Raw genomic sequence first — 16,904 nt, 5'->3', positions numbered from 1 at the left:
ATTCCGGATAAATCTTGCCGGCTGGAAATTCCGCCGCCAACCCGTTTCTTGAAGATCGGGGGGATCTGCTCCAATCTGCCCCGATGATCCGCCTCGCCCCCCTCATCGGGCTATCCCTCCTTCTGGCGGCCTGCCAAGACGAAACCGTCTCTGGTTATGCGGGGGGTATCTGGCGTCTGACCGAGATGGCCGGTGACCCCGCGCCGGAGGGCGTGACCTTAGATTTGACCGAGCAGGGTCAGATTTCCGGCCAAGCGCCCTGCAACCGCTATAGCGGCCCCCAAAGCGTCCCTTATCCCTGGTTTGAGACCGGCCCTCTGGCAGTGACCCGCAGGGCCTGCGCCGCATTGGATGCCGAACATCGCTATCTGTCTCTGTTGCAATCCATGAGCTTGGCGGAGGTCGCGGGGGATGTCCTCATCCTATCCAACGAGTCGGGGGAAGAGCTGGTCTTTGCCCGTCAAACGTTGGAGTGACGTGCGATCAGGTCAACCAAGCGTTGCCGCGCGGCAGGCATGGGTTTGTCACCAAGCGCCGGGGCCAAATGATGTTCCAAGAAATGCCCAGTGAGGCGCAGACCTTGGTCAATCTCTTCCCGGCTAGCCGGGCCTGATTGCAAGAGGCATGCGGGCAGAGGCAATAGCCGATCCACCCAATCCCCCGCCCCCGCCGCACTCACCGCGCGACCGGTTCGGGGCGAGACATACGCCAAACCATCCCGGGTCCCCGTGACAGCGCAAGAGGACAGATCGAGAGCAAACCCCATCTCCTCCAACAGCGCCATTTCCCAACCAAGATAGGCCTGCGCCCAGTTCTCGGCGCCCAACCCATCAAGCAACGCGATAGACCGGGCATAAAGCGCCGGATGCGGCGCGCGTTCGGGCAAGGTGAAAGACAAAAGCGCACAAACCGACGCAAGGCCAGCCAGCGCCACCCGATCCGCCAGCGCCTCAGCGGCGCGGGTTTTCAACGGTTCGACCGTAAAGGCCCCCAGATGCGCCTCAAGCCGCGCCCGCCAAGTCACATCGAGCTGCGTGCCCGGTTGCAGGATCGGCGTCATCCGGCGCGACGCCCCGCCGCGCACCACGCCCGCATAGCGCCCGCGCTCGGGCGTAAACATCTCGATGATCGCGGCATTTTCGCCATGCGGCCGGACCGCCAACAAAACACCTTGGTCACGCCATTCCATGCGGATCATCTTCCACGCGGCGCGGCGGTTGTCCATCACCGCGCCGCCGTGGCACTTTACGCGCACCCAATCCACACCAGCAGACTAGCCCGAGGATGCGCCGCCCTGATCGCACTGGTGGCTTTGGCCGCTTTGATCTTGCAGACACCGGTTTTGATGGAACTTAGCGACACCTCTCTCGCCGCAACGTTGTGGGAGATGCCAAGGTATTTCACCAACCTGACCAATGCTTTGGTCGTCCTTACCCTTGGCAGTCTCACCCTGGGACGCGGACCGGTTCGCCCCGTTTGGCTGGCTGCGCTGACCGCGTCAGTGGTTTTGGTCGGCGCGGTCTATCACTTGCTTTTGGCCCATCTCTGGAACCCGCAAGGTCTGCATTTCTGGACCGATCAGGCGTTGCATAGCGCCGTACCTTTGGGGCTGGGTGTTTGGTGGCTGGCCTATGCGCCCAAATCCACCTTGTCGCTGCGCAACCTTCCGGCCTTCGCGATCTGGCCCGCGATTTATACGGTCTATGTCCTGATCCGCGGGGCGTTGGACGGGATGTACCCATACCCCTTCCTCAATCCGATCGAGTTGGGCTTTGGGCAAGTTGCGCTCAATCTGTTTGGCCTCCTGCTGGCGATCCTAGCCACGGGCGCCGTGATGATCGGGATCGCAAAGGCAACGCGGCGCTAGGCCAGGCCCTCTTCTTCGAGCAGATGCCGCCCGGCGCGATCTTCGACCTCGATCACCCAAAGATCAGGGTCGAAGCTCTTCTGCCGCTCAATCGCGGCGTCGACATCCGCCTCCGCACCCTCGGCCAGCGTGACCCAGGCACGTTCGCCGGTCATCAGATCGAAGCTACGTTGAAAGGCCCACGCCTGGCCGTTGAGCGGGTTTAGCTTCACCAAAACGGCACCCGCGGTCAGATCGCCCTTGGTGGTCACAAAAGCGGGGATGTCGGCCAGTCTGAGCCGGGCCAGATAGGCCTGTACCCAGAACTCCGCCGTTAGCCGGGGGGTCATGCGCCGTCCTTGAAATCCAGGCCCATCTCAGAATAGCGCTCGGCCTCGTCCAGCCAATTGGGCCGAACCTTCACTTGCAAAAACAGATGCACACGGCGGCCTAGGAACTCTTCCAACTCCTCCCGCGCGGCCTTGCTGACACTCTTGATCGTCTCGCCCTTGTTGCCCAGCACAATGCCCTTATGACCATCGCGCGCGACATAGATGATCTGCTCAATCCGGGCGGAGCCGTCTTTGCGCTCCTCCCAGCTCTCGGTCTCCACGGTGAGTTGATAGGGCAGTTCCTGATGCAAGCGCAGGGTCAGCTTCTCCCGCGTCATCTCAGCTGCAATCATCCGCATCGGCAGATCGGCAATTTGATCCTCGGGATAAAGCCACGGGCCCTCGGGTACCACCTCGGCCAGCCACTCGCGCAAGTCCTCAACGCCGTGACCCTTCTCGGCGGAAATCAAAAAGGTCTTCTCAAACGCGAAGGCCGCATTCATTTTCTCGGTCAACGCCAGAAGCACTTCTGCCTTCACCCGATCAATCTTGTTGATCGCCAGCGCCACCCGGCGGCCCTCGGCCCGCTCGGACAAGCCATCGAGAATAGCCTGGACACCGTCGGTTAGCCCGCGATGCGCCTCGATCAGAAGCACGACCACATCCGCATCTGCGGCGCCCGACCAGGCCGCGGCCACCATGGCACGGTCCAGTCGTCTGCGCGGGCGGAACAGGCCGGGCGTATCGACAAAGACAATCTGGCTCTCGCCTGCCATCGCCACACCGCGGATGCGCGCGCGCGTGGTCTGAACCTTATGGGTCACGATCGAGACCTTTGCCCCAACCATCCGGTTCAGCAACGTCGACTTGCCCGCATTGGGTTCACCAATCAAAGCAACAAATCCGGCGCGTTTGGTCATGTATCTTTCCTCAATCTACGCGGTCGGGGTTCGGCGCGGCCCCCGGACGCGACCCTCACGACGCGCCCATACGGCTCATCAGGGCCGCAGCCGCCGCCTGCTCGGCCTGACGTTTGGCACGCGCCTCGGCCCGGGCGCTTTCGCCCGATTGCAACCGCGCCTCGATGGTGAACACCGGAGCGTGATCCGGGCCGCTTCGACCAATCTCGACATAGCTCGGCGGTGTTTGCCCCCGGGCTTGCGCCCATTCTTGCAAAGCCGTCTTCGCGTCCCGCGCATCCGCATCAACTTCGGCCACCCGATCGCCCCACAGGCGCAGAACCAGGGCACGCGCCGCATCGAAACCGGCGTCTTCATAGACCGCCGCAATCACCGCTTCCATCGCGTCACCCAGAAGCGCGTTTTTGCGCCGACCGCCGGTCATCTGCTCGGATTTGCCAAGCTTTAAAACTGCGCCAAGATCGATCTCGCGGGCGACATCGGCGCAGGTTTCCTTGCGCACCAAGGCGTTGAACCGTGGGGCCAAGGTCCCCTCGGGCGCTGTCGGGTCCTGCGCAAGAACCGCCTCGGCCATCACCAGACCCAAAACCCGATCACCCAGGAACTCCAAACGCTGATTGTCGGGCCGTGTCTCGGTCGAGAGCGACGAATGGGTCAGCGCGCGGATCAAGAGCGCGGGGTCGTCAAACACATGCCCCAAACGGTCGCAAAACGCGCTGAGATCCTTCGACAGTTTCACTCGATCGCCCGGAAGAATCTGTCCGAGCGCCAGGTCCAGAAATAGACCATCCGCCGCCCGGCCGACGAGAACATCACCCGATCCGCCCGACCGATCAGATTTTCCATCGGCACCATGCCGACCCCGCCCACCGATTGCGGGAAACGACTGTCGAGGCTGTTGTCACGGTTGTCGCCCATGGCGAAGAAATGCCCTTCGGGAACGGTGAAAAGCGGCGTGTCGTCGCCGCGCGTCCCGTCCTCGATATTGAGCACCGAATGGGTCGGACCGCTTGGCAGCGCCTCGGTGAAGCGCTCTTTCAAACATTCACCGCCTTGCCCGACCGGCGCATTGGAACAGCGCGGCACATGGCCAATCGGGCCCTGCTGCTCAAACAGTTCGGAAAACGGGTCTTCCGGCTCGAGCCGCGCCACCTCGCCATTCACATACAGCACGCCATTGCGCATCTGCACCGTGTCGCCCGGCAGCCCGATGACGCGCTTGATGAAATCGCTGCCGTTGACCGGATGGCGGAAAACAACCACGTCGCCCCGCTCCGGCTCAGACCCGAAGATCCGCCCCTCAAACGGGCACATGGAGAACGGGCAGGAATGCTGCGAATAGCCATAGGCCATTTTATTGACGAACAGGAAATCGCCGATCAGAAGCGTGTCTTTCATCGAACCGGACGGAATCCAGAACGGTTGGAAGAACAGCGTACGGAAGACGCCCGCGATCAACAGGGCATAGACCACGGTCTTCACCGTTTCCCAGATGCCATCTTTCTTTGCCTCTGCCGCCATTTATCCTGCCTCGTTTAGGGCCGTTCCTTGGTCCCGCGTGTCATGAGCGTTGCCCTGGCCGGTGTCAAGCAAGCGGACGCCTGGGCCGGGGCATCGGCGGGTGGGTGGGCACCTGCCCCTCGGGCACAGCCTCGATCACCACAAAGGCCTGCGCCCAAGGGTGATCATCGGTAAGCGTCACATGGAGGATGGCCTCATGACCCTCGGGCGTCATCTGATCCAGCCGCTCCTTGGCCCAGCCCGTGACATGCATCACCGGCTGACCGGTCCGCAAATTGGTGACCGCCATGTCTTTCCAGGCAATCCCCATGCGCAACCCAGTGCCAAGCGCCTTGGAACACGCCTCCTTCGCCGCCCATCGTTTGGCATAGACAGCAGCCGGATCCGGCATCCGCTCGGCACGTTTCTGTTCGATCTCGGTAAAAACCCGGTTTCGGAACCGATCGCCGAACCGATCGAGCGTGCCCTGAATCCGCTCGATATTTGCTAGGTCCGTGCCGATACCAAGGATCATTCCGCCCCCCGCCAAACCAAGAGCCGCAGGGCCGCACCAGCGAAGAGAGCCGCGAACACCCCTTCGATCCAGCGGCGGAACCGTTGGTACCAAGCCATGACCGGAGCAAGTGAAAAGAGCGTGGCATAGCCGATGTAAATGACGCCGCCGAGCATAGCGCAGATCACAACGATGAGAACTGAAACCACGCTGGTCGATGCTGCCTCAGTACCTAATGCAAGCGCGGCGACCCAGGCCAGGACCGCTTTCGGATTGCTCAGATTAAGGAACAGGCCACGCCGCATGAGACGACCCGCAGGCTCCTCAAGCGGGGCCAAACTCTCTTGCTTGGCCGGGCGGAGGGCGGCTCGGCCCGATCCGATAGCAAGATAGAGGAGATAGCCCGCACCGATCAGTTTCAAAACCGTCAGAATGGCTGCGCTTTCGGCGACCAATGCGCCAAAGCCCAAAGCCACAACACCGCCCCAAAAGGCCAGCCCGAAGGTCAATCCAGCCGCCAAGGCCATGCCGCGCGCGCGCCCGCCTGCCATTGCTGTTGCTGACACCGCCAGGGTTGCCGGGCCGGGCGAGCCCGCCGCAAAAACAAAAGTGGCCACGCTGGTTATTGCCGCAAGCAATGTGGGATCGGTCATCATGCCTCCGCAACGCCGCCGTCAGGTCAGCCGCGTCGTCAGAATCTTCAACGCCGCCGCCCCAAACAACGCCGCAAAGACCAACTCGAAGCCGCGCTTCATCCGCTGATAGACCCGCATCACGCCGCCAGCGGCGAAGAGTGCGCCATACCCGACGAAAATCACGCCTGAGACGCTCACCAGCGAGAGGTAGATTGTGATCAACGCGGTGAAGTCTGACCCGGGTGGCACGAGAACCGCAAACACAGCACCCCATCCAAAAATCGGCTTCGGATTGGTCAGGTGCACGAAAAGCCCCTTGAGAAAAGGCGGCAGGCCCGTCCGGCCTCCAGTTGCGATCAATGGCGCCGCCGTGATCGCCGAGCGGAGAGACTTCAGCGCCAGATAAAGGAGATAGCCCGCGCCCAGATAGCGCAAGACCTCAACGATCCAGCCATTGCTCAGCATCAGAGCGCTCATCCCAAACATCGCGGCAAGCCCCCAGAAGGACGACCCGGCCAGAACACCCAACCCGGTCAGCATGCCGTCGCGACGCCCGCGATCCATCGCCGTGCCCGCAATAGTCAATGTTGCAGGGCCGGGGCTGCCCGCGCCAATCCCCCAAGCGGCGAGAACAATAAGCAGTTCGAGCCCGCTCATGCCCGCGCCTCATCCATCAACCGCCGCATTTCCGCAAGGGCAGCAGGCAGGCCGACAAAGACCGCCTCGCCAATCAGGAAATGGCCGATATTCAACTCTTTCACCTGGGGCAGAGCTGCGACAGGTGTCACATTGGTATAATTCAACCCATGGCCCATATGGACCTCAAGCCCGAGATCATCGGCTTGGATCGCGGCGTCGCGCAGGCGGGCAAACTCCGCATCCCGCTCGGCGATATCACCCTCTGCGTCAAAATCGCAATAGGCCCCTGTATGCAGCTCAATGACGGGCGCACCAATGCGATGCGCGGCCTCAATCTGCACCGGGTCGGGCGCGATGAACAGCGACACGCGGCACCCAGCCTCCGAGAGCGGCCCGATGAAATCGGCCAGCTTGTTCTGGTCACCGGCCACTTCAAGCCCACCCTCTGTGGTGCGCTCCTCGCGCCGTTCGGGCACGATACAGGCCGCATGCGGACGGTGCCGAAGGGCAATGGTTTGCATCTCATCGGTGGCGGCCATCTCGAAATTCAGCGGGATCTCAATGGCCTTCAGGATCGCCTCGATATCCTCGTCGCGGATATGGCGGCGATCTTCGCGCAGATGTGCGGTGATGCCATCGGCCCCTGCCCCTTGCGCCGCCATGGCCGCGCGCACCGGATCGGGCAGCGCACCGCCCCGTGCATTCCGAAGCGTCGCCACATGGTCGATATTTACCCCTAGCCTGAGTCGCTCTGCCATCTGCCGTCCCCTTTCGGGTCCAACCTACTGCTTTGCCGCCTCGGCGCCAGTCTGTTCCCGCAGCTTTTTCATTTTCTTGCGCAGCTTGGCCGCGCGGCGTTTCTGATAGGCGCGGATCACCGGAACGCTGAGATAGTAGCAGACGGCGCCGCAGATCAGCCCCGGGATGATGCCGCCGATCATGTAGGGAAAAAATACGTCGCGATAGAAGACGCCAAGCTCATGCCAATGCGCTTGGGCGGGTGTGAAAATCGCCACGAAATTGTGCCAAAGGTCACCCGCGGCCCGCGAGAATTTGACGAAGAGATTGCCCTCGACATCACTGCGCAACTGACTGCCCAGAAGGAAATGCCCGGTTTGCAGCGAGATGATCCCGATTGGGATATAGGTCAGCGGGTTGCCGATAAAGGTCGCGAGCAACGCGGCCAATATATTGCCGCGCATCAGCTTGGCCAGGACGGCCGCAACCACGAAATGCAGCCCGTAAAATGGCGAGAAGACCGTGAACGCACCGGCAAAAATGCCGCGCGCAATGGTCTCAGGCGTGCCCGGCAACCGCCGCAGCCGATGTTTGATATATTGGAAGGCACGCGCCCAGCCACCGCGCGGATAAATCCACTCGGCCACGACTTGCCCCCAGGGGCGGTTATCGCGTCGCTTGAAGACCAAGCCTGGTCTCCTCCCATCTGGGCCAGCTTAGGGGCGGCGCTCCAAGGCTCGGTACCGCTCCAAGGTGGCCACATCGCTATCGGCCTCGACCGCCATCATCACCGCGTGAAGATGTTCGGCGTCTCTCACATCCAAGTCGATCAGCAGACGGTAAAAATCTGGTTTTCGATCAATGAAATGTAGGTCTGAGATATTTGCGTTCTGCTCACCGATCAATGTGCAGATGCGTCCCAACACGCCATTATCATTGCTGAGTGTGACATCTACAGTCACATTATGGACAGGGGCGTGGCGACCTTCGGTCCAATGTAGGTCAATCCAGCGGTCCGGTTGATCATCCAAATCCGCCAAGGCCGGGCAATCAATCGCGTGCACCACCGGGCCACGCCCTTGATAGGTGATGCCGACGATCCGCTCTCCCGGCACGGCCTGACAGCATTGCGCCCGGTGGATCATCGATCCCGGCGGCAGGCCGATCACCGCGCGGCGCGCATCAACGTCGCCCGTCTCCCCCTCGGTCAGCAACTCGGGATAAAGTGCGGCCACCACATCACGCGCAGACAACTCAGCACTGCCGATCCGGGCCAGAAGCTCATCGCCGCTGTCGAGCCCCAGGGTTTTGGCCGCGGTCGCCAGCGCCTTGTCGGTGGCCTTCTTGTTCACATGCTCAAACGCGACCCGCGCCAGTTCTTGGCCCAGCTTGATATAGCGCCCACGATCTTCCTCCCGCAGAGAGCGGCGGATCGCAGCCTTGGCTTTGCCGGTCACCGCGATGTCGATCCAGGTCGCTTGCGGCGTCTGCCCCTCTGCCGTGATGATCTCCACCGACTGGCCGTTTTTAAGCCGCGTCCAGAGCGGCACGCGAATCCCGTCGACCTTGGCCCCAACGCAGGAGTGGCCGATCCGTGTGTGGATCGAATAGGCGAAATCAAGCGGCGTCGCGCCTTTGGGGAGTTTCACCACATCGCCCTTGGGCGTGAAACAGAACACCTGGTCGGAATACATCTCGAGCTTCACATGTTCCAGGAACTCGTCATGATCCTCGGCCATTTCGAACCGCTCGGTCAGGTTCGCCAGCCATTTTGCCGGATCGACGGCAAACGGGTTCTCGGCCCGCACACCATCGCGATAAGACCAATGCGCCGCCACCCCGGATTCGGCTACATCATGCATCTGCCGGGTCCGAATTTGCACTTCGACCCGTTTGCCATCGCGGCCCGACACGGTGGTGTGGATCGAGCGATAGCCGTTCGATTTCGGCTGGCTGATATAGTCCTTGAATCGCCCCGGCACCGAACGCCAACGCTGATGGATCGCCCCCAAAATACGGTAGCAATCATCCTCAGTCTCGGTGATCACACGGAACCCATAGATGTCAGAAAGCCGCGAGAAGGCGAGCTCTTTCTCCTGCATCTTCCGCCAGATCGAAAATGGCTTTTTCGCCCGGCCAAACACCTCGCCGGTCACGCCGTGTTTCTCCATCACCGTCTCAATATCGTCGGTGATTTTCGGGATCACATCGCCCGATTCCTTCTGCAGCGTCAAAAATCGCCGAATGATCGAGTTGCGGGCCTCCGGGTTGAGCACGCGGAAGGCCAAGTCTTCCAACTCCTCGCGCATCCAGTGCATCCCCATCCGCCCGGCAAGTGGCGCGAAGATGTCCATGGTCTCGCGGGCCTTCTTGGCCTGTTTTTCCTGCGGCATATGCCGGATCGTCCGCATATTATGCAGACGGTCGGCGAGCTTCACCAAGATCACTCGCATGTCCTTGGACATGGCCATAAAGAGCTTGCGGAAATTCTCCGCCTGTTTGCTCTCGCGGTTCGACAGTTCCAGATTGGTCAGCTTGGTGACCCCGTCGACCAATTCGGCCACGTCTTTGCCAAAGAGATCGACAATCTCGGAATACGTGCCCTTGGTATCTTCGATCGTGTCATGCAGAAGCGCGGTGGCAATCGTGGCGTCATCCAACCGCTGCTCGGTCAGAATCGCAGCAACCGCCACGGGGTGCGTGAAATAGGGCTCACCGGAATGCCGCGTCTGCCCCTCATGCATGGCGCGCGCATAGTCATAGGCGCCCAGCAAGAGCGCCTCATTGCATTTCGGATTGTAATTCTTGACCAGGCTGAGCAGGTCAGAGGCGTCGATCATCGATCCTCCATCCGCGCCGGCGTCCCGATTACTTCTGACCCTGCGCTTCCATCAAAGCACGCAGCATTTGCTCTTCGGACATATCGTCCTGAGCTGGCTTGTCTTGCTCCACACCCTGCAAGAGCGCCATGGCGTCTTCTTCGGGCTCGTCCACCTCGATCTGGGTCTGATGGCTTTCGATCAGCCGCTCACGCAGATCATCGGCGCTCTGAGTTTCGTCGGCGATCTCGCGCAGGCTCACAACCGGGTTCTTGTCGTTGTCCCGGTCGATGGTCAGCGGGCTGCCCGCAGAAATCTCGCGGGCGCGATGCGAGGCGAGCATCACCAGTTCAAACCGGTTCGGAACCTTGTCAACGCAGTCTTCAACCGTCACGCGGGCCATTCAAGAAACTCCAGCATCCTGTTTCGGGAGGGTCAGAAGCCTGTCATGTATCGCCGATTGGTGGGAAAGGCAAGGCCCCGGCGGGCGGATCAACCACCGTGATGGCGTCGCGATCTGCCTGTGGCAGCGCGGCCAACATCTCTGCGATCGTCAGGCCGGTCACGGGGTGCACCCAGTCCGGCGCCACATCGGCCAGCGGGGCCAAGACAAAGACCCGCTCAGCCAAGCGTGGATGTGGCAGGATCAGCGTTTCTGGCGCAATCTCCGCCGCCCGATCAGATGGCAGATTCCGCCACCGGGCCTGCGTCTCCAAATCTGGCAAAACCTGATCACCAAATGCGATCAAATCCAGGTCCAATACCCGGGCCTCCCATCGGGTGCGCCGGGTCCGGCCAAAACTGCGTTCAACCCAGTGCAGATGCGTGAGCAGGTCCGCCGCCTCGCCTTGCCATGACAGCGTCAGGGCGGCGTTAATAAAGTCAGGTCCAGCACCCTCCGGAAAGGCAGGCGTTTGATAAAGTCGGCTGAAATGTGCCGTCGCATTTTCGAGATCGGCTAATTTTTTCATGGCCGCGCAAACCACCGAAAGCGGAGGATTTCTTGCAAGTGAAACGTTTGAACCCACGGCGACCAATGCGCGTGTGACGGTCTGATGACGCTTCGATGCTTGCGGTTGCCGATAGTTCACCTATTTTCCTTTGTATTGCCGGTCGTAGATTTTGTTCTCACTCCATTATCATTCCACGCGATTGGCGCCACAAATACTCACGGGACCACCCAATGTTTTACCGAGACGAACGGTTGGCGCTGTTCATCGATGGATCGAACCTCTACGCCGCCGCCAAAGCGCTGGCCTTCGACATCGACTACAAGCTCCTCCGCCAGGAATTCATGCAGCGCGGCAAGCTCCTGCGTGCGTTCTACTATACTGCCCTTCTGGAGAATGACGACTATTCGCCCATTCGCCCGTTGGTCGATTGGCTGCACTACAACGGCTTCACCATGGTCACCAAACCGGCCAAAGAATTCACCGACAGCCAGGGCCGCCGCAAAGTCAAAGGCAATATGGATATCGAGTTGGCCGTCGATGCGATGGAGATTGCGCCGCATGTCGATCACATCGTGATCTTCTCTGGCGATGGCGATTTCCGGCCGCTCGTGGCCGCTCTCCAACGTAAGGGCGTGCGCGTCTCGGTTGTGTCCACGATTCGCAGTCAGCCGCCGATGATCGCCGACGATCTACGCCGCCAGGCCGATAACTTCATCGAACTGGATGAGTTGAAAGACGTTATTGGCCGACCGCCCCGCGAACCGCGGGAGATGGATGAGCATGAAATCGAAACGGTTGAGACCTGATCAGATACAAACCCCGCCAACTTGGCGGGGTTTTTCGTTAATAGAGATCCTAGATCGGTCCGTCATACTCGCCCCGCGCCGGGTAGTTCTTGTCGATGGCAAAATCGACCGCCCCCAACAGCTCCCGGAAATGTGGGCGCACAAACGGCATGGTCTGCACCGACATGTAATAGAGCGTTTGATCGGGGTTAATCAGAAACAGACCTGGTTCGGCAAAGAGCGGTGGCTCTTCGATCCCAATTGACGTTTTCCCGCGCGAGGTCGAGATATAGAGGCCCCATTCACGCGCTTTTGTAAGGGTCAGATCATAACCAAAGCGCAGTTTCTCAGCGCCGATCTTATCAGCCATAGCTTGTGTCCGCTCTTGGCCATCCGACGAGATCGCAACCGAAGCCACACCCCGCTCGGCGAAGTCACCGGCAAGTTTCTCGAACTCTGTCAGATAGGTCGCACAAAGCGGGCAATGCAGTCCACGGTAGAAACAGATGACCACGCCGCGCGGGCTGTCCTCAGCGCTCAAATCGAACTGACCGCCTCCCAAAAGCGGCACAGTGAGGTCAGGGGTCTTCTGGCGGGGCATCAACATCAGCGGGTCTCCGGAATTCTATTTGGCTGGATCGTCGATCTTACATGCGTTGAAACACACTGATTTGAAAGGATTGTTGATTGCCTTTGGGGGTCACATGCACGTGAGGGCGGCTCTCGACCAAGCGAAACTGGCCCGGCGCAAACGCCTCCAGCGTCGCGGCCAACGTCTCGGGCGCATAGCGTTGAACCGGCAGGTTCGAGCAGGTCTCGGGCCCATCCAAGGCAAAACTTGAGATTATGGCGTAGCCGCCGGGTTTCAAAGCCGCCCTCATCGCGGCGACATAAGCGGCGCGGTCTTCCCTTGTGGTGAGGAAATGAAATACGGCCCGGTCATGCCACAACGTTACCTGTCGGTCTGGGTGCCAGGTTGTAATGTCTGCCGCGATCCAACGGACCGACGCGGCGCGTGCGCCCAACCGATCCCGGCTGATCGCAAGGGCTGCATCGGATAGGTCCAAGACAGTCACATCGCCATATCCATCCGCCAACAGCGCATCGACGAGACGCGATGCGCCGCCGCCAACATCCAAAATGGCGTCCGCTGGCATCAGATAGGCATGAATCATCTGTAGCGACAAATCTGGCGTCGCCTCAAACCAGGTCAGCGCGTCTTCGTCCCGCGCGGCATAGACCGCATCCCAATGCGCCTTATCCGATGCCATGATGTTCTCCCCACCTCCATCCTGCGCCGCAAATCGCGTTCCGGCAAGCGGCTGCGCCGATCCGCCTCTGGACGGCGACGGCGCTTGCCCCTACCTATCGCCTGATGTCGGAGGCTCAGATGACCAAACCGCCCCTTACGCTCTATCTCGCCGCCCCGCGCGGGTTCTGCGCCGGTGTCGACCGGGCGATCAAAATCGTCGAAATGGCGCTCGGAAAATGGGGTGCGCCGGTCTATGTGCGCCACGAGATCGTGCATAACAAATTCGTCGTCGACGACCTTCGCGCCAAGGGAGCCGTGTTTGTCGAAGAGTTGGACGAATGCCCCGACGACCGCCCGGTGATCTTCTCGGCCCATGGCGTACCGAAAGCCGTCCCCGCAGAGGCCGCGCGCCGCGAGATGGTGTTTGTCGACGCGACCTGCCCGCTGGTCTCCAAAGTGCATATCGAGGCGGAACGCCATCACGCCAACGGGTTGCAAATGGTGATGATCGGCCATGAGGGCCACCCCGAAACCGTCGGCACCATGGGGCAACTGCCACCCGGCGAAGTGATCCTGGTGGAAACGGTCGCCGATGTCGCCGAGATTACCCCGCGTGATCCAGAGAAACTGGCTTTCATCACCCAGACCACACTCAGCGTGGATGACACGGCCGAGGTTGTCGCGGCCTTGCAGGGCCGCTTCCCCGCCATTATCGGGCCGCATAAGGAAGACATCTGCTACGCCACAACCAACCGGCAAGAGGCGGTCAAAGCGATGGCCCCGAGAGCCGACGCCATGCTGGTGGTCGGTGCGCCGAACTCCTCCAATTCCAAACGCCTGGTCGAGGTCGGTGCGCGGGCGGGTTGCGATTATGCGCAGCTTGTCCAGCGCGCGACGGATATCGACTGGCGGGCGCTCGACGGGATCACCTCGATCGGGATCACAGCCGGCGCGTCGGCCCCGGAACTTCTGGTCAACGAGGTGATCGACGCCTTCCGCGCGCGATATGACGTCTCGGTCGAGCAAGTCGAGACGGCTGTCGAAAATGTCGAGTTCAAGGTCCCAAGGGTCTTGCGCGAACCCGCCTAAATCGGCTCTCCTTCGCGGATACCTCTGCGGAAGGATGCGCGCACCATGATTTCTCTACAGTTTCTCGTCACCGCTTTCGTCGTCGTAATCGCCCCTGGCACCGGCGTGATCTACACGCTGGCCCTTGGCCTTGGCCAAGGTCGGCGCGCCGCGATTTCTGCGGCCTTTGGCTGCACGCTTGGGATCGTGCCGCATTTGCTCGCCGCCACGCTTGGCCTCGCCGCGCTCCTGCACACTTCGGCGCTGCTCTTCCAGGTGGTGAAGTTCGCCGGGGTCGCCTATCTGCTCTATCTCGCCTGGCAGGCCCTGAAATCCGATGGCGCGCTCGCGATCCGCGAAGAAGCAAAACCCGAAAATCTGTGGCGCATCGCCCGGCGCGGTGCCCTCATCAACATCTTGAACCCCAAGCTTTCGATCTTCTTCCTGGCACTCTTGCCGCCGTTTCTCTCCGGCAATCCCGCCAGCGCGACAGCGGAAATGGCGCTGCTCGGGGCGATCTTCATGGCACTCACCTTCGCCGTCTTCCTGCTCTATGGCGTCTTCGCGGCGGCGGCGCGCAGTTGGATCTTGGGCAGCGCCCGGGTCATGCGCTGGCTCAACCGCAGCTTCGCCGGCATTTTTGCACTTTTGGCGGGTCGCTTGGCGTTTGAGCGGGCTTGAACCAGGCCCTAGGCTGAACGGTTTTCTGACAAACGGCCCTTGCCGAGCGCAACCGGCTTGGGCAGAACCCTGGCCATGATGCGTATTCCTCCCTCCGCCCTGATCCTCGGGCTTGCCGGGCTGATCCCCTTTCTCTGGGGCGCGGCCACTTTGGCGAGCCCCGCGCTCCAGGGGTGGTCGGTGCGCAGCCTCGGCCCCGCCCTGACCGGCCCTTTTGTGCTGCAAAGCTATGGGATCGTTATCCTTTGCTTCATGTCTGGCACGCTTTGGGGCTTTGCCACACGTGCGGCGGGAGCTGTCGCAGCCAGCGGCTATGCGCTCTCTACCCTGCCCGCGCTTTGGGCGTTCTTCATGGCTGGCGGCAATCCAAACACGGCCGCGGTCGCACTGTTGGCCGGGTTCATCGCGCTGCTGCCGCTCGACTACATGTTTTGGCGACAAAGGCTGGCGCCGCAATGGTGGATGCGTTTGCGTCTGATCCTGACCGCTGTTGTCGTGGTTTGTCTCGGGATCGGGGTCATCACATGAGCGATCAGGGGACGATTGACGCCTATGATGCGCGGGCTGCGAGCTATGCCGCCTTGGACATCAACGAGGCGCAGACCGAGAGCCTCCGGGCATTCCTTGCAAGCCTGCCTGCGGGTGGGACGATCCTCGATCTTGGATGCGGCCCCGGTTTGCAAGCCAAAGCCATGCAAGATGCGGGCTTCGCGGTGACCGGTTTGGATGCCACCCCCGCCTTTGTCACCGCGGCGCGATCCGTTGGCATCGACGCCCGTCACGGCACCTTCGACGATGTGACTGAAACAGAGGCGTATGACGGGATCTGGGCAAGCTTCAGCTTGCTTCATGCGCCGCGCGCCGATTTCCCGCGCCATCTCACCGCGCTGGCGAAAGCGCTCCGGCCCGGTGGCTATCTTTATTTGGGTATGAAACTCGGCGCGGGCGAAGGGCGCGATGCTTTGGGCCGATTCTACAGCTATTATTCCGAGGCCGAGTTGCGCACAGCCTTGGAGGGCCTCGGCTTGACCGTATCGGATGTCACAACCGGGACTGGCGCGGGCCTTGCGGGCACGACAGACCCCTTCATCTTGATCACCGCCCATGGCTGAGCTTTTCGCTTATACCGACGGCGCTTGTTCGGGCAATCCTGGCCCCGGAGGTTGGGGCGCTTTGCTCATCGCGAGGGACGGTGAACGCGTCGTCAAAACCCGTGAACTAAAGGGCGGCGAGTCCGACACCACCAACAACCGCATGGAACTTCTCGCCGCGATCCACGCGCTGGAAGCATTGGAGCGCCCGTCCTTGCTGACTGTCGTCACCGACAGCGCCTATGTCAAAGGTGGCATCACCGCCTGGCTGCATAATTGGAAGCGCAACAACTGGCGCACCGCTACGAAAAAGCCGGTGAAAAACGAAGATCTCTGGCGCCGCCTCGACGCGGCCAATGCGCGCCATCAGGTCACTTGGGAATGGGTCAAGGGCCATGCGGGCCACCCCGAGAACGAACGCGCAGACGAATTGGCGCGCGCCGGCATGGCGCCATTCAAACCCAAATGATCGCGACGCTCGATTATATGTCCGTGGCGATCTTTGCGCTGACCGGTGCACTCGTGGCCTCGCGCGCACAACTCGATATCATTGGGTTCTTCTTTGTCGCCTGCCTCACTGCAGTCGGCGGCGGTACAATCCGCGATCTGTTGCTCAACCGCGATCCGGTCTTTTGGCTCGCCGATCCGACTTATCTCGGCATCGCCTGCATCGCCGCGCTGATCGTGTTCTTCACCGCTCATCTGTTCGAAAGCCGCTATAGGCTGATCCTCTGGCTCGATGCCGCCGCCCTCGCCGTTGCGGTCGCCGCAGGTGTCAGCGTCGCCATCGCGATGGATCAATCTGCCCCAATTGTTCTCGTGATGGGCGTGGCCACGGGCACGCTTGGCGGGCTCATGCGCGATGTGGTCTGTAACGAGTTACCTTTGGTTCTGAAACAGGGGGAGCTTTATGTCACGGCCGCCTTCGCGGGGGCAGGTGCGGCGCTGATCACACCTCTGGCAACGCCCCATTCACTCGCCCCAATCATCGCCTGCATCGCCACTTGTTTCGCCCTGCGCGCCGGCTCACTGGCCTTCGGATGGCGCTTGCCGGTCTACAAACCGCGCCCGCCGAAATCGTAAGATCGCTCAAGAGCCCGCCTGCGGACCACACCGCCCGACAAATCGCTG

At 61.3% G+C, this 16,904-nt stretch carries 24 protein-coding genes; 9 read left to right on the top strand and 15 right to left on the bottom strand.

Translation table 11 applies throughout. From position 1 onward, the window contains the following. Nucleotides 1-83 precede the first annotated feature (83 nt). Complete coding sequence (locus QTA57_RS07085; RefSeq protein WP_290154273.1) at nucleotides 84-476, top strand: META domain-containing protein; 393 nt, start codon at nucleotides 84-86, stop codon at nucleotides 474-476. Here QTA57_RS07085 and recO read toward each other — a convergent pair. Then, nucleotides 461-1,189 carry a DNA repair protein RecO gene (gene recO / locus QTA57_RS07080; RefSeq protein ID WP_290154815.1) on the bottom strand — a complete coding sequence of 243 codons (729 nt, stop codon included), beginning with the start codon at nucleotides 1,187-1,189 and terminating at the stop codon, nucleotides 461-463. The two genes, QTA57_RS07085 and recO, sit on opposite strands and share 16 nt — an antisense overlap. 156 nt (nucleotides 1,190-1,345) lie before the next feature. Here recO and QTA57_RS07075 point away from each other — a divergent pair, with 156 nt between their 5' ends. Continuing rightward, on the top strand, nucleotides 1,346-1,867 hold the full coding sequence (locus QTA57_RS07075; RefSeq protein WP_290154272.1) for a Pr6Pr family membrane protein: 522 nt from the start codon (nucleotides 1,346-1,348) through the stop codon (nucleotides 1,865-1,867). On the opposite strand, the gene QTA57_RS07070 is transcribed toward QTA57_RS07075, so the two are convergent. The 12 genes from QTA57_RS07070 to folK form a co-directional block, all read right to left on the bottom strand. Next, complete coding sequence (locus tag QTA57_RS07070) at nucleotides 1,864-2,196, bottom strand: DUF1491 family protein (protein ID WP_290154271.1); 333 nt, start codon at nucleotides 2,194-2,196, stop codon at nucleotides 1,864-1,866. The two genes, QTA57_RS07075 and QTA57_RS07070, sit on opposite strands and share 4 nt — an antisense overlap. Next, nucleotides 2,193-3,098, bottom strand: coding sequence for a GTPase Era (era, locus tag QTA57_RS07065; protein ID WP_290154269.1), 906 nt, complete (start codon nucleotides 3,096-3,098; stop codon nucleotides 2,193-2,195). Before era ends, QTA57_RS07070 begins: the two co-directional genes overlap by 4 nt. A gap of 55 nt (nucleotides 3,099-3,153) precedes the next feature. After that, the gene (gene rnc, locus QTA57_RS07060) at nucleotides 3,154-3,837 is read right to left on the bottom strand and encodes a ribonuclease III (protein ID WP_171560477.1); all 684 of its coding nucleotides are present in this window, start codon (nucleotides 3,835-3,837) and stop codon (nucleotides 3,154-3,156) included. Then, nucleotides 3,834-4,619 (bottom strand): signal peptidase I, encoded by a 786-nt coding sequence (lepB, locus tag QTA57_RS07055; RefSeq protein ID WP_171560474.1) that lies wholly within the window; start codon nucleotides 4,617-4,619, stop codon nucleotides 3,834-3,836. The genes rnc and lepB overlap by 4 nt, the downstream gene beginning before the upstream one ends. Before the next feature lie 64 nt (nucleotides 4,620-4,683). Continuing rightward, nucleotides 4,684-5,133: a holo-ACP synthase gene (acpS, locus tag QTA57_RS07050; protein WP_290154268.1), complete on the bottom strand. Its 450-nt coding sequence runs from the start codon at nucleotides 5,131-5,133 to the stop codon at nucleotides 4,684-4,686. After that, the gene (locus QTA57_RS07045; RefSeq protein WP_290154266.1) at nucleotides 5,130-5,765 is read right to left on the bottom strand and encodes a LysE family transporter; all 636 of its coding nucleotides are present in this window, start codon (nucleotides 5,763-5,765) and stop codon (nucleotides 5,130-5,132) included. Before QTA57_RS07045 ends, acpS begins: the two co-directional genes overlap by 4 nt. Nucleotides 5,766-5,786: 21 nt before the next feature. Then, entirely contained in the window at nucleotides 5,787-6,404 is a 618-nt protein-coding gene (locus QTA57_RS07040; protein WP_171560466.1) for a LysE family translocator, read from the bottom strand. Next, nucleotides 6,401-7,144 carry a pyridoxine 5'-phosphate synthase gene (locus QTA57_RS07035; protein WP_290154265.1) on the bottom strand — a complete coding sequence of 248 codons (744 nt, stop codon included), beginning with the start codon at nucleotides 7,142-7,144 and terminating at the stop codon, nucleotides 6,401-6,403. Before QTA57_RS07035 ends, QTA57_RS07040 begins: the two co-directional genes overlap by 4 nt. 24 nt (nucleotides 7,145-7,168) lie before the next feature. Beyond that, the gene (locus QTA57_RS07030; protein WP_145214817.1) at nucleotides 7,169-7,813 is read right to left on the bottom strand and encodes a DUF2062 domain-containing protein; all 645 of its coding nucleotides are present in this window, start codon (nucleotides 7,811-7,813) and stop codon (nucleotides 7,169-7,171) included. Between the two features lie 27 nt (nucleotides 7,814-7,840). Next, a complete protein-coding gene (locus tag QTA57_RS07025; protein ID WP_290154264.1) occupies nucleotides 7,841-9,964 on the bottom strand; it encodes a RelA/SpoT family protein in 2,124 nt (707 codons plus the stop codon). Between the two features lie 28 nt (nucleotides 9,965-9,992). Beyond that, entirely contained in the window at nucleotides 9,993-10,346 is a 354-nt protein-coding gene (rpoZ, locus tag QTA57_RS07020; RefSeq protein ID WP_145214811.1) for a DNA-directed RNA polymerase subunit omega, read from the bottom strand. 43 nt (nucleotides 10,347-10,389) lie between these two features. Then, complete coding sequence (gene folK / locus QTA57_RS07015; protein WP_407933502.1) at nucleotides 10,390-10,929, bottom strand: 2-amino-4-hydroxy-6-hydroxymethyldihydropteridine diphosphokinase; 540 nt, start codon at nucleotides 10,927-10,929, stop codon at nucleotides 10,390-10,392. A 197-nt stretch (nucleotides 10,930-11,126) separates the two neighbouring features. On the opposite strand from folK, the gene QTA57_RS07010 reads away from it, so the two are divergent. After that, complete coding sequence (locus QTA57_RS07010; RefSeq protein WP_145214806.1) at nucleotides 11,127-11,702, top strand: LabA-like NYN domain-containing protein; 576 nt, start codon at nucleotides 11,127-11,129, stop codon at nucleotides 11,700-11,702. Between the two features lie 49 nt (nucleotides 11,703-11,751). Here QTA57_RS07010 and QTA57_RS07005 read toward each other — a convergent pair whose 3' ends face one another. Together QTA57_RS07005 and QTA57_RS07000 are read right to left on the bottom strand one after the other, a co-directional pair. Further along, nucleotides 11,752-12,288 (bottom strand): peroxiredoxin-like family protein, encoded by a 537-nt coding sequence (locus QTA57_RS07005; protein ID WP_290154262.1) that lies wholly within the window; start codon nucleotides 12,286-12,288, stop codon nucleotides 11,752-11,754. Between the two features lie 40 nt (nucleotides 12,289-12,328). Continuing rightward, entirely contained in the window at nucleotides 12,329-12,952 is a 624-nt protein-coding gene (locus tag QTA57_RS07000) for a class I SAM-dependent methyltransferase (protein ID WP_290154261.1), read from the bottom strand. Nucleotides 12,953-13,071: 119 nt separating this feature from the next. Here QTA57_RS07000 and ispH point away from each other — a divergent pair, with 119 nt between their 5' ends. From ispH to QTA57_RS06970, 6 genes are all read left to right on the top strand, one after another. After that, the gene (gene ispH / locus QTA57_RS06995) at nucleotides 13,072-14,022 is read left to right on the top strand and encodes a 4-hydroxy-3-methylbut-2-enyl diphosphate reductase (RefSeq protein WP_290154260.1); all 951 of its coding nucleotides are present in this window, start codon (nucleotides 13,072-13,074) and stop codon (nucleotides 14,020-14,022) included. A gap of 45 nt (nucleotides 14,023-14,067) precedes the next feature. Then, nucleotides 14,068-14,682 carry a LysE family translocator gene (locus QTA57_RS06990; RefSeq protein WP_171560447.1) on the top strand — a complete coding sequence of 205 codons (615 nt, stop codon included), beginning with the start codon at nucleotides 14,068-14,070 and terminating at the stop codon, nucleotides 14,680-14,682. Nucleotides 14,683-14,757: 75 nt separating this feature from the next. Next, a complete protein-coding gene (locus tag QTA57_RS06985) occupies nucleotides 14,758-15,210 on the top strand; it encodes a DUF3429 domain-containing protein (RefSeq protein WP_290154259.1) in 453 nt (150 codons plus the stop codon). After that, nucleotides 15,207-15,794: a class I SAM-dependent methyltransferase gene (locus tag QTA57_RS06980; protein ID WP_290154258.1), complete on the top strand. Its 588-nt coding sequence runs from the start codon at nucleotides 15,207-15,209 to the stop codon at nucleotides 15,792-15,794. Before QTA57_RS06985 ends, QTA57_RS06980 begins: the two co-directional genes overlap by 4 nt. Next, nucleotides 15,787-16,242 (top strand): ribonuclease HI, encoded by a 456-nt coding sequence (gene rnhA / locus QTA57_RS06975; protein ID WP_290154257.1) that lies wholly within the window; start codon nucleotides 15,787-15,789, stop codon nucleotides 16,240-16,242. Before QTA57_RS06980 ends, rnhA begins: the two co-directional genes overlap by 8 nt. Next, nucleotides 16,239-16,856 carry a trimeric intracellular cation channel family protein gene (locus QTA57_RS06970; RefSeq protein WP_290154256.1) on the top strand — a complete coding sequence of 206 codons (618 nt, stop codon included), beginning with the start codon at nucleotides 16,239-16,241 and terminating at the stop codon, nucleotides 16,854-16,856. The genes rnhA and QTA57_RS06970 overlap by 4 nt, the downstream gene beginning before the upstream one ends. Nucleotides 16,857-16,904: the final 48 nt, after the last annotated feature.

The sequence above is a fragment of the Fontisubflavum oceani genome (assembly GCF_030407165.1).
GTDB classification, from domain to species: Bacteria; Pseudomonadota; Alphaproteobacteria; order Rhodobacterales; family Rhodobacteraceae; genus Rhodophyticola; species Rhodophyticola oceani.
The sequence above is the reverse complement of the archived record's forward strand: the minus strand, read 5'-3'. Positions and strand labels throughout refer to the sequence as shown.

What these genes read in the sequence shown, in the direction of transcription:
- QTA57_RS07085 (WP_290154273.1), top strand. Translation starts at nt 84, where the DNA reads ATGATCCGCCTCGCCCCCCTCATCGGGCTATCCCTCCTTCTGGCGGCC.
- recO (WP_290154815.1), bottom strand. Translation starts at nt 1,189, where the DNA reads ATGGAATGGCGTGACCAAGGTGTTTTGTTGGCGGTCCGGCCGCATGGC.
- QTA57_RS07075 (WP_290154272.1), top strand. Translation starts at nt 1,346, where the DNA reads ATGGAACTTAGCGACACCTCTCTCGCCGCAACGTTGTGGGAGATGCCA.
- QTA57_RS07070 (WP_290154271.1), bottom strand. Translation starts at nt 2,196, where the DNA reads ATGACCCCCCGGCTAACGGCGGAGTTCTGGGTACAGGCCTATCTGGCC.
- era (WP_290154269.1), bottom strand. Translation starts at nt 3,098, where the DNA reads ATGACCAAACGCGCCGGATTTGTTGCTTTGATTGGTGAACCCAATGCG.
- lepB (WP_171560474.1), bottom strand. Translation starts at nt 4,619, where the DNA reads ATGGCGGCAGAGGCAAAGAAAGATGGCATCTGGGAAACGGTGAAGACC.
- acpS (WP_290154268.1), bottom strand. Translation starts at nt 5,133, where the DNA reads ATGATCCTTGGTATCGGCACGGACCTAGCAAATATCGAGCGGATTCAG.
- QTA57_RS07045 (WP_290154266.1), bottom strand. Translation starts at nt 5,765, where the DNA reads ATGACCGATCCCACATTGCTTGCGGCAATAACCAGCGTGGCCACTTTT.
- QTA57_RS07040 (WP_171560466.1), bottom strand. Translation starts at nt 6,404, where the DNA reads ATGAGCGGGCTCGAACTGCTTATTGTTCTCGCCGCTTGGGGGATTGGC.
- QTA57_RS07035 (WP_290154265.1), bottom strand. Translation starts at nt 7,144, where the DNA reads ATGGCAGAGCGACTCAGGCTAGGGGTAAATATCGACCATGTGGCGACG.
- QTA57_RS07025 (WP_290154264.1), bottom strand. Translation starts at nt 9,964, where the DNA reads ATGATCGACGCCTCTGACCTGCTCAGCCTGGTCAAGAATTACAATCCG.
- rpoZ (WP_145214811.1), bottom strand. Translation starts at nt 10,346, where the DNA reads ATGGCCCGCGTGACGGTTGAAGACTGCGTTGACAAGGTTCCGAACCGG.
- QTA57_RS07010 (WP_145214806.1), top strand. Translation starts at nt 11,127, where the DNA reads ATGTTTTACCGAGACGAACGGTTGGCGCTGTTCATCGATGGATCGAAC.
- QTA57_RS07005 (WP_290154262.1), bottom strand. Translation starts at nt 12,288, where the DNA reads ATGTTGATGCCCCGCCAGAAGACCCCTGACCTCACTGTGCCGCTTTTG.
- QTA57_RS07000 (WP_290154261.1), bottom strand. Translation starts at nt 12,952, where the DNA reads ATGGCATCGGATAAGGCGCATTGGGATGCGGTCTATGCCGCGCGGGAC.
- ispH (WP_290154260.1), top strand. Translation starts at nt 13,072, where the DNA reads ATGACCAAACCGCCCCTTACGCTCTATCTCGCCGCCCCGCGCGGGTTC.
- QTA57_RS06990 (WP_171560447.1), top strand. Translation starts at nt 14,068, where the DNA reads ATGATTTCTCTACAGTTTCTCGTCACCGCTTTCGTCGTCGTAATCGCC.
- QTA57_RS06985 (WP_290154259.1), top strand. Translation starts at nt 14,758, where the DNA reads ATGATGCGTATTCCTCCCTCCGCCCTGATCCTCGGGCTTGCCGGGCTG.
- QTA57_RS06980 (WP_290154258.1), top strand. Translation starts at nt 15,207, where the DNA reads ATGAGCGATCAGGGGACGATTGACGCCTATGATGCGCGGGCTGCGAGC.
- rnhA (WP_290154257.1), top strand. Translation starts at nt 15,787, where the DNA reads ATGGCTGAGCTTTTCGCTTATACCGACGGCGCTTGTTCGGGCAATCCT.
- QTA57_RS06970 (WP_290154256.1), top strand. Translation starts at nt 16,239, where the DNA reads ATGATCGCGACGCTCGATTATATGTCCGTGGCGATCTTTGCGCTGACC.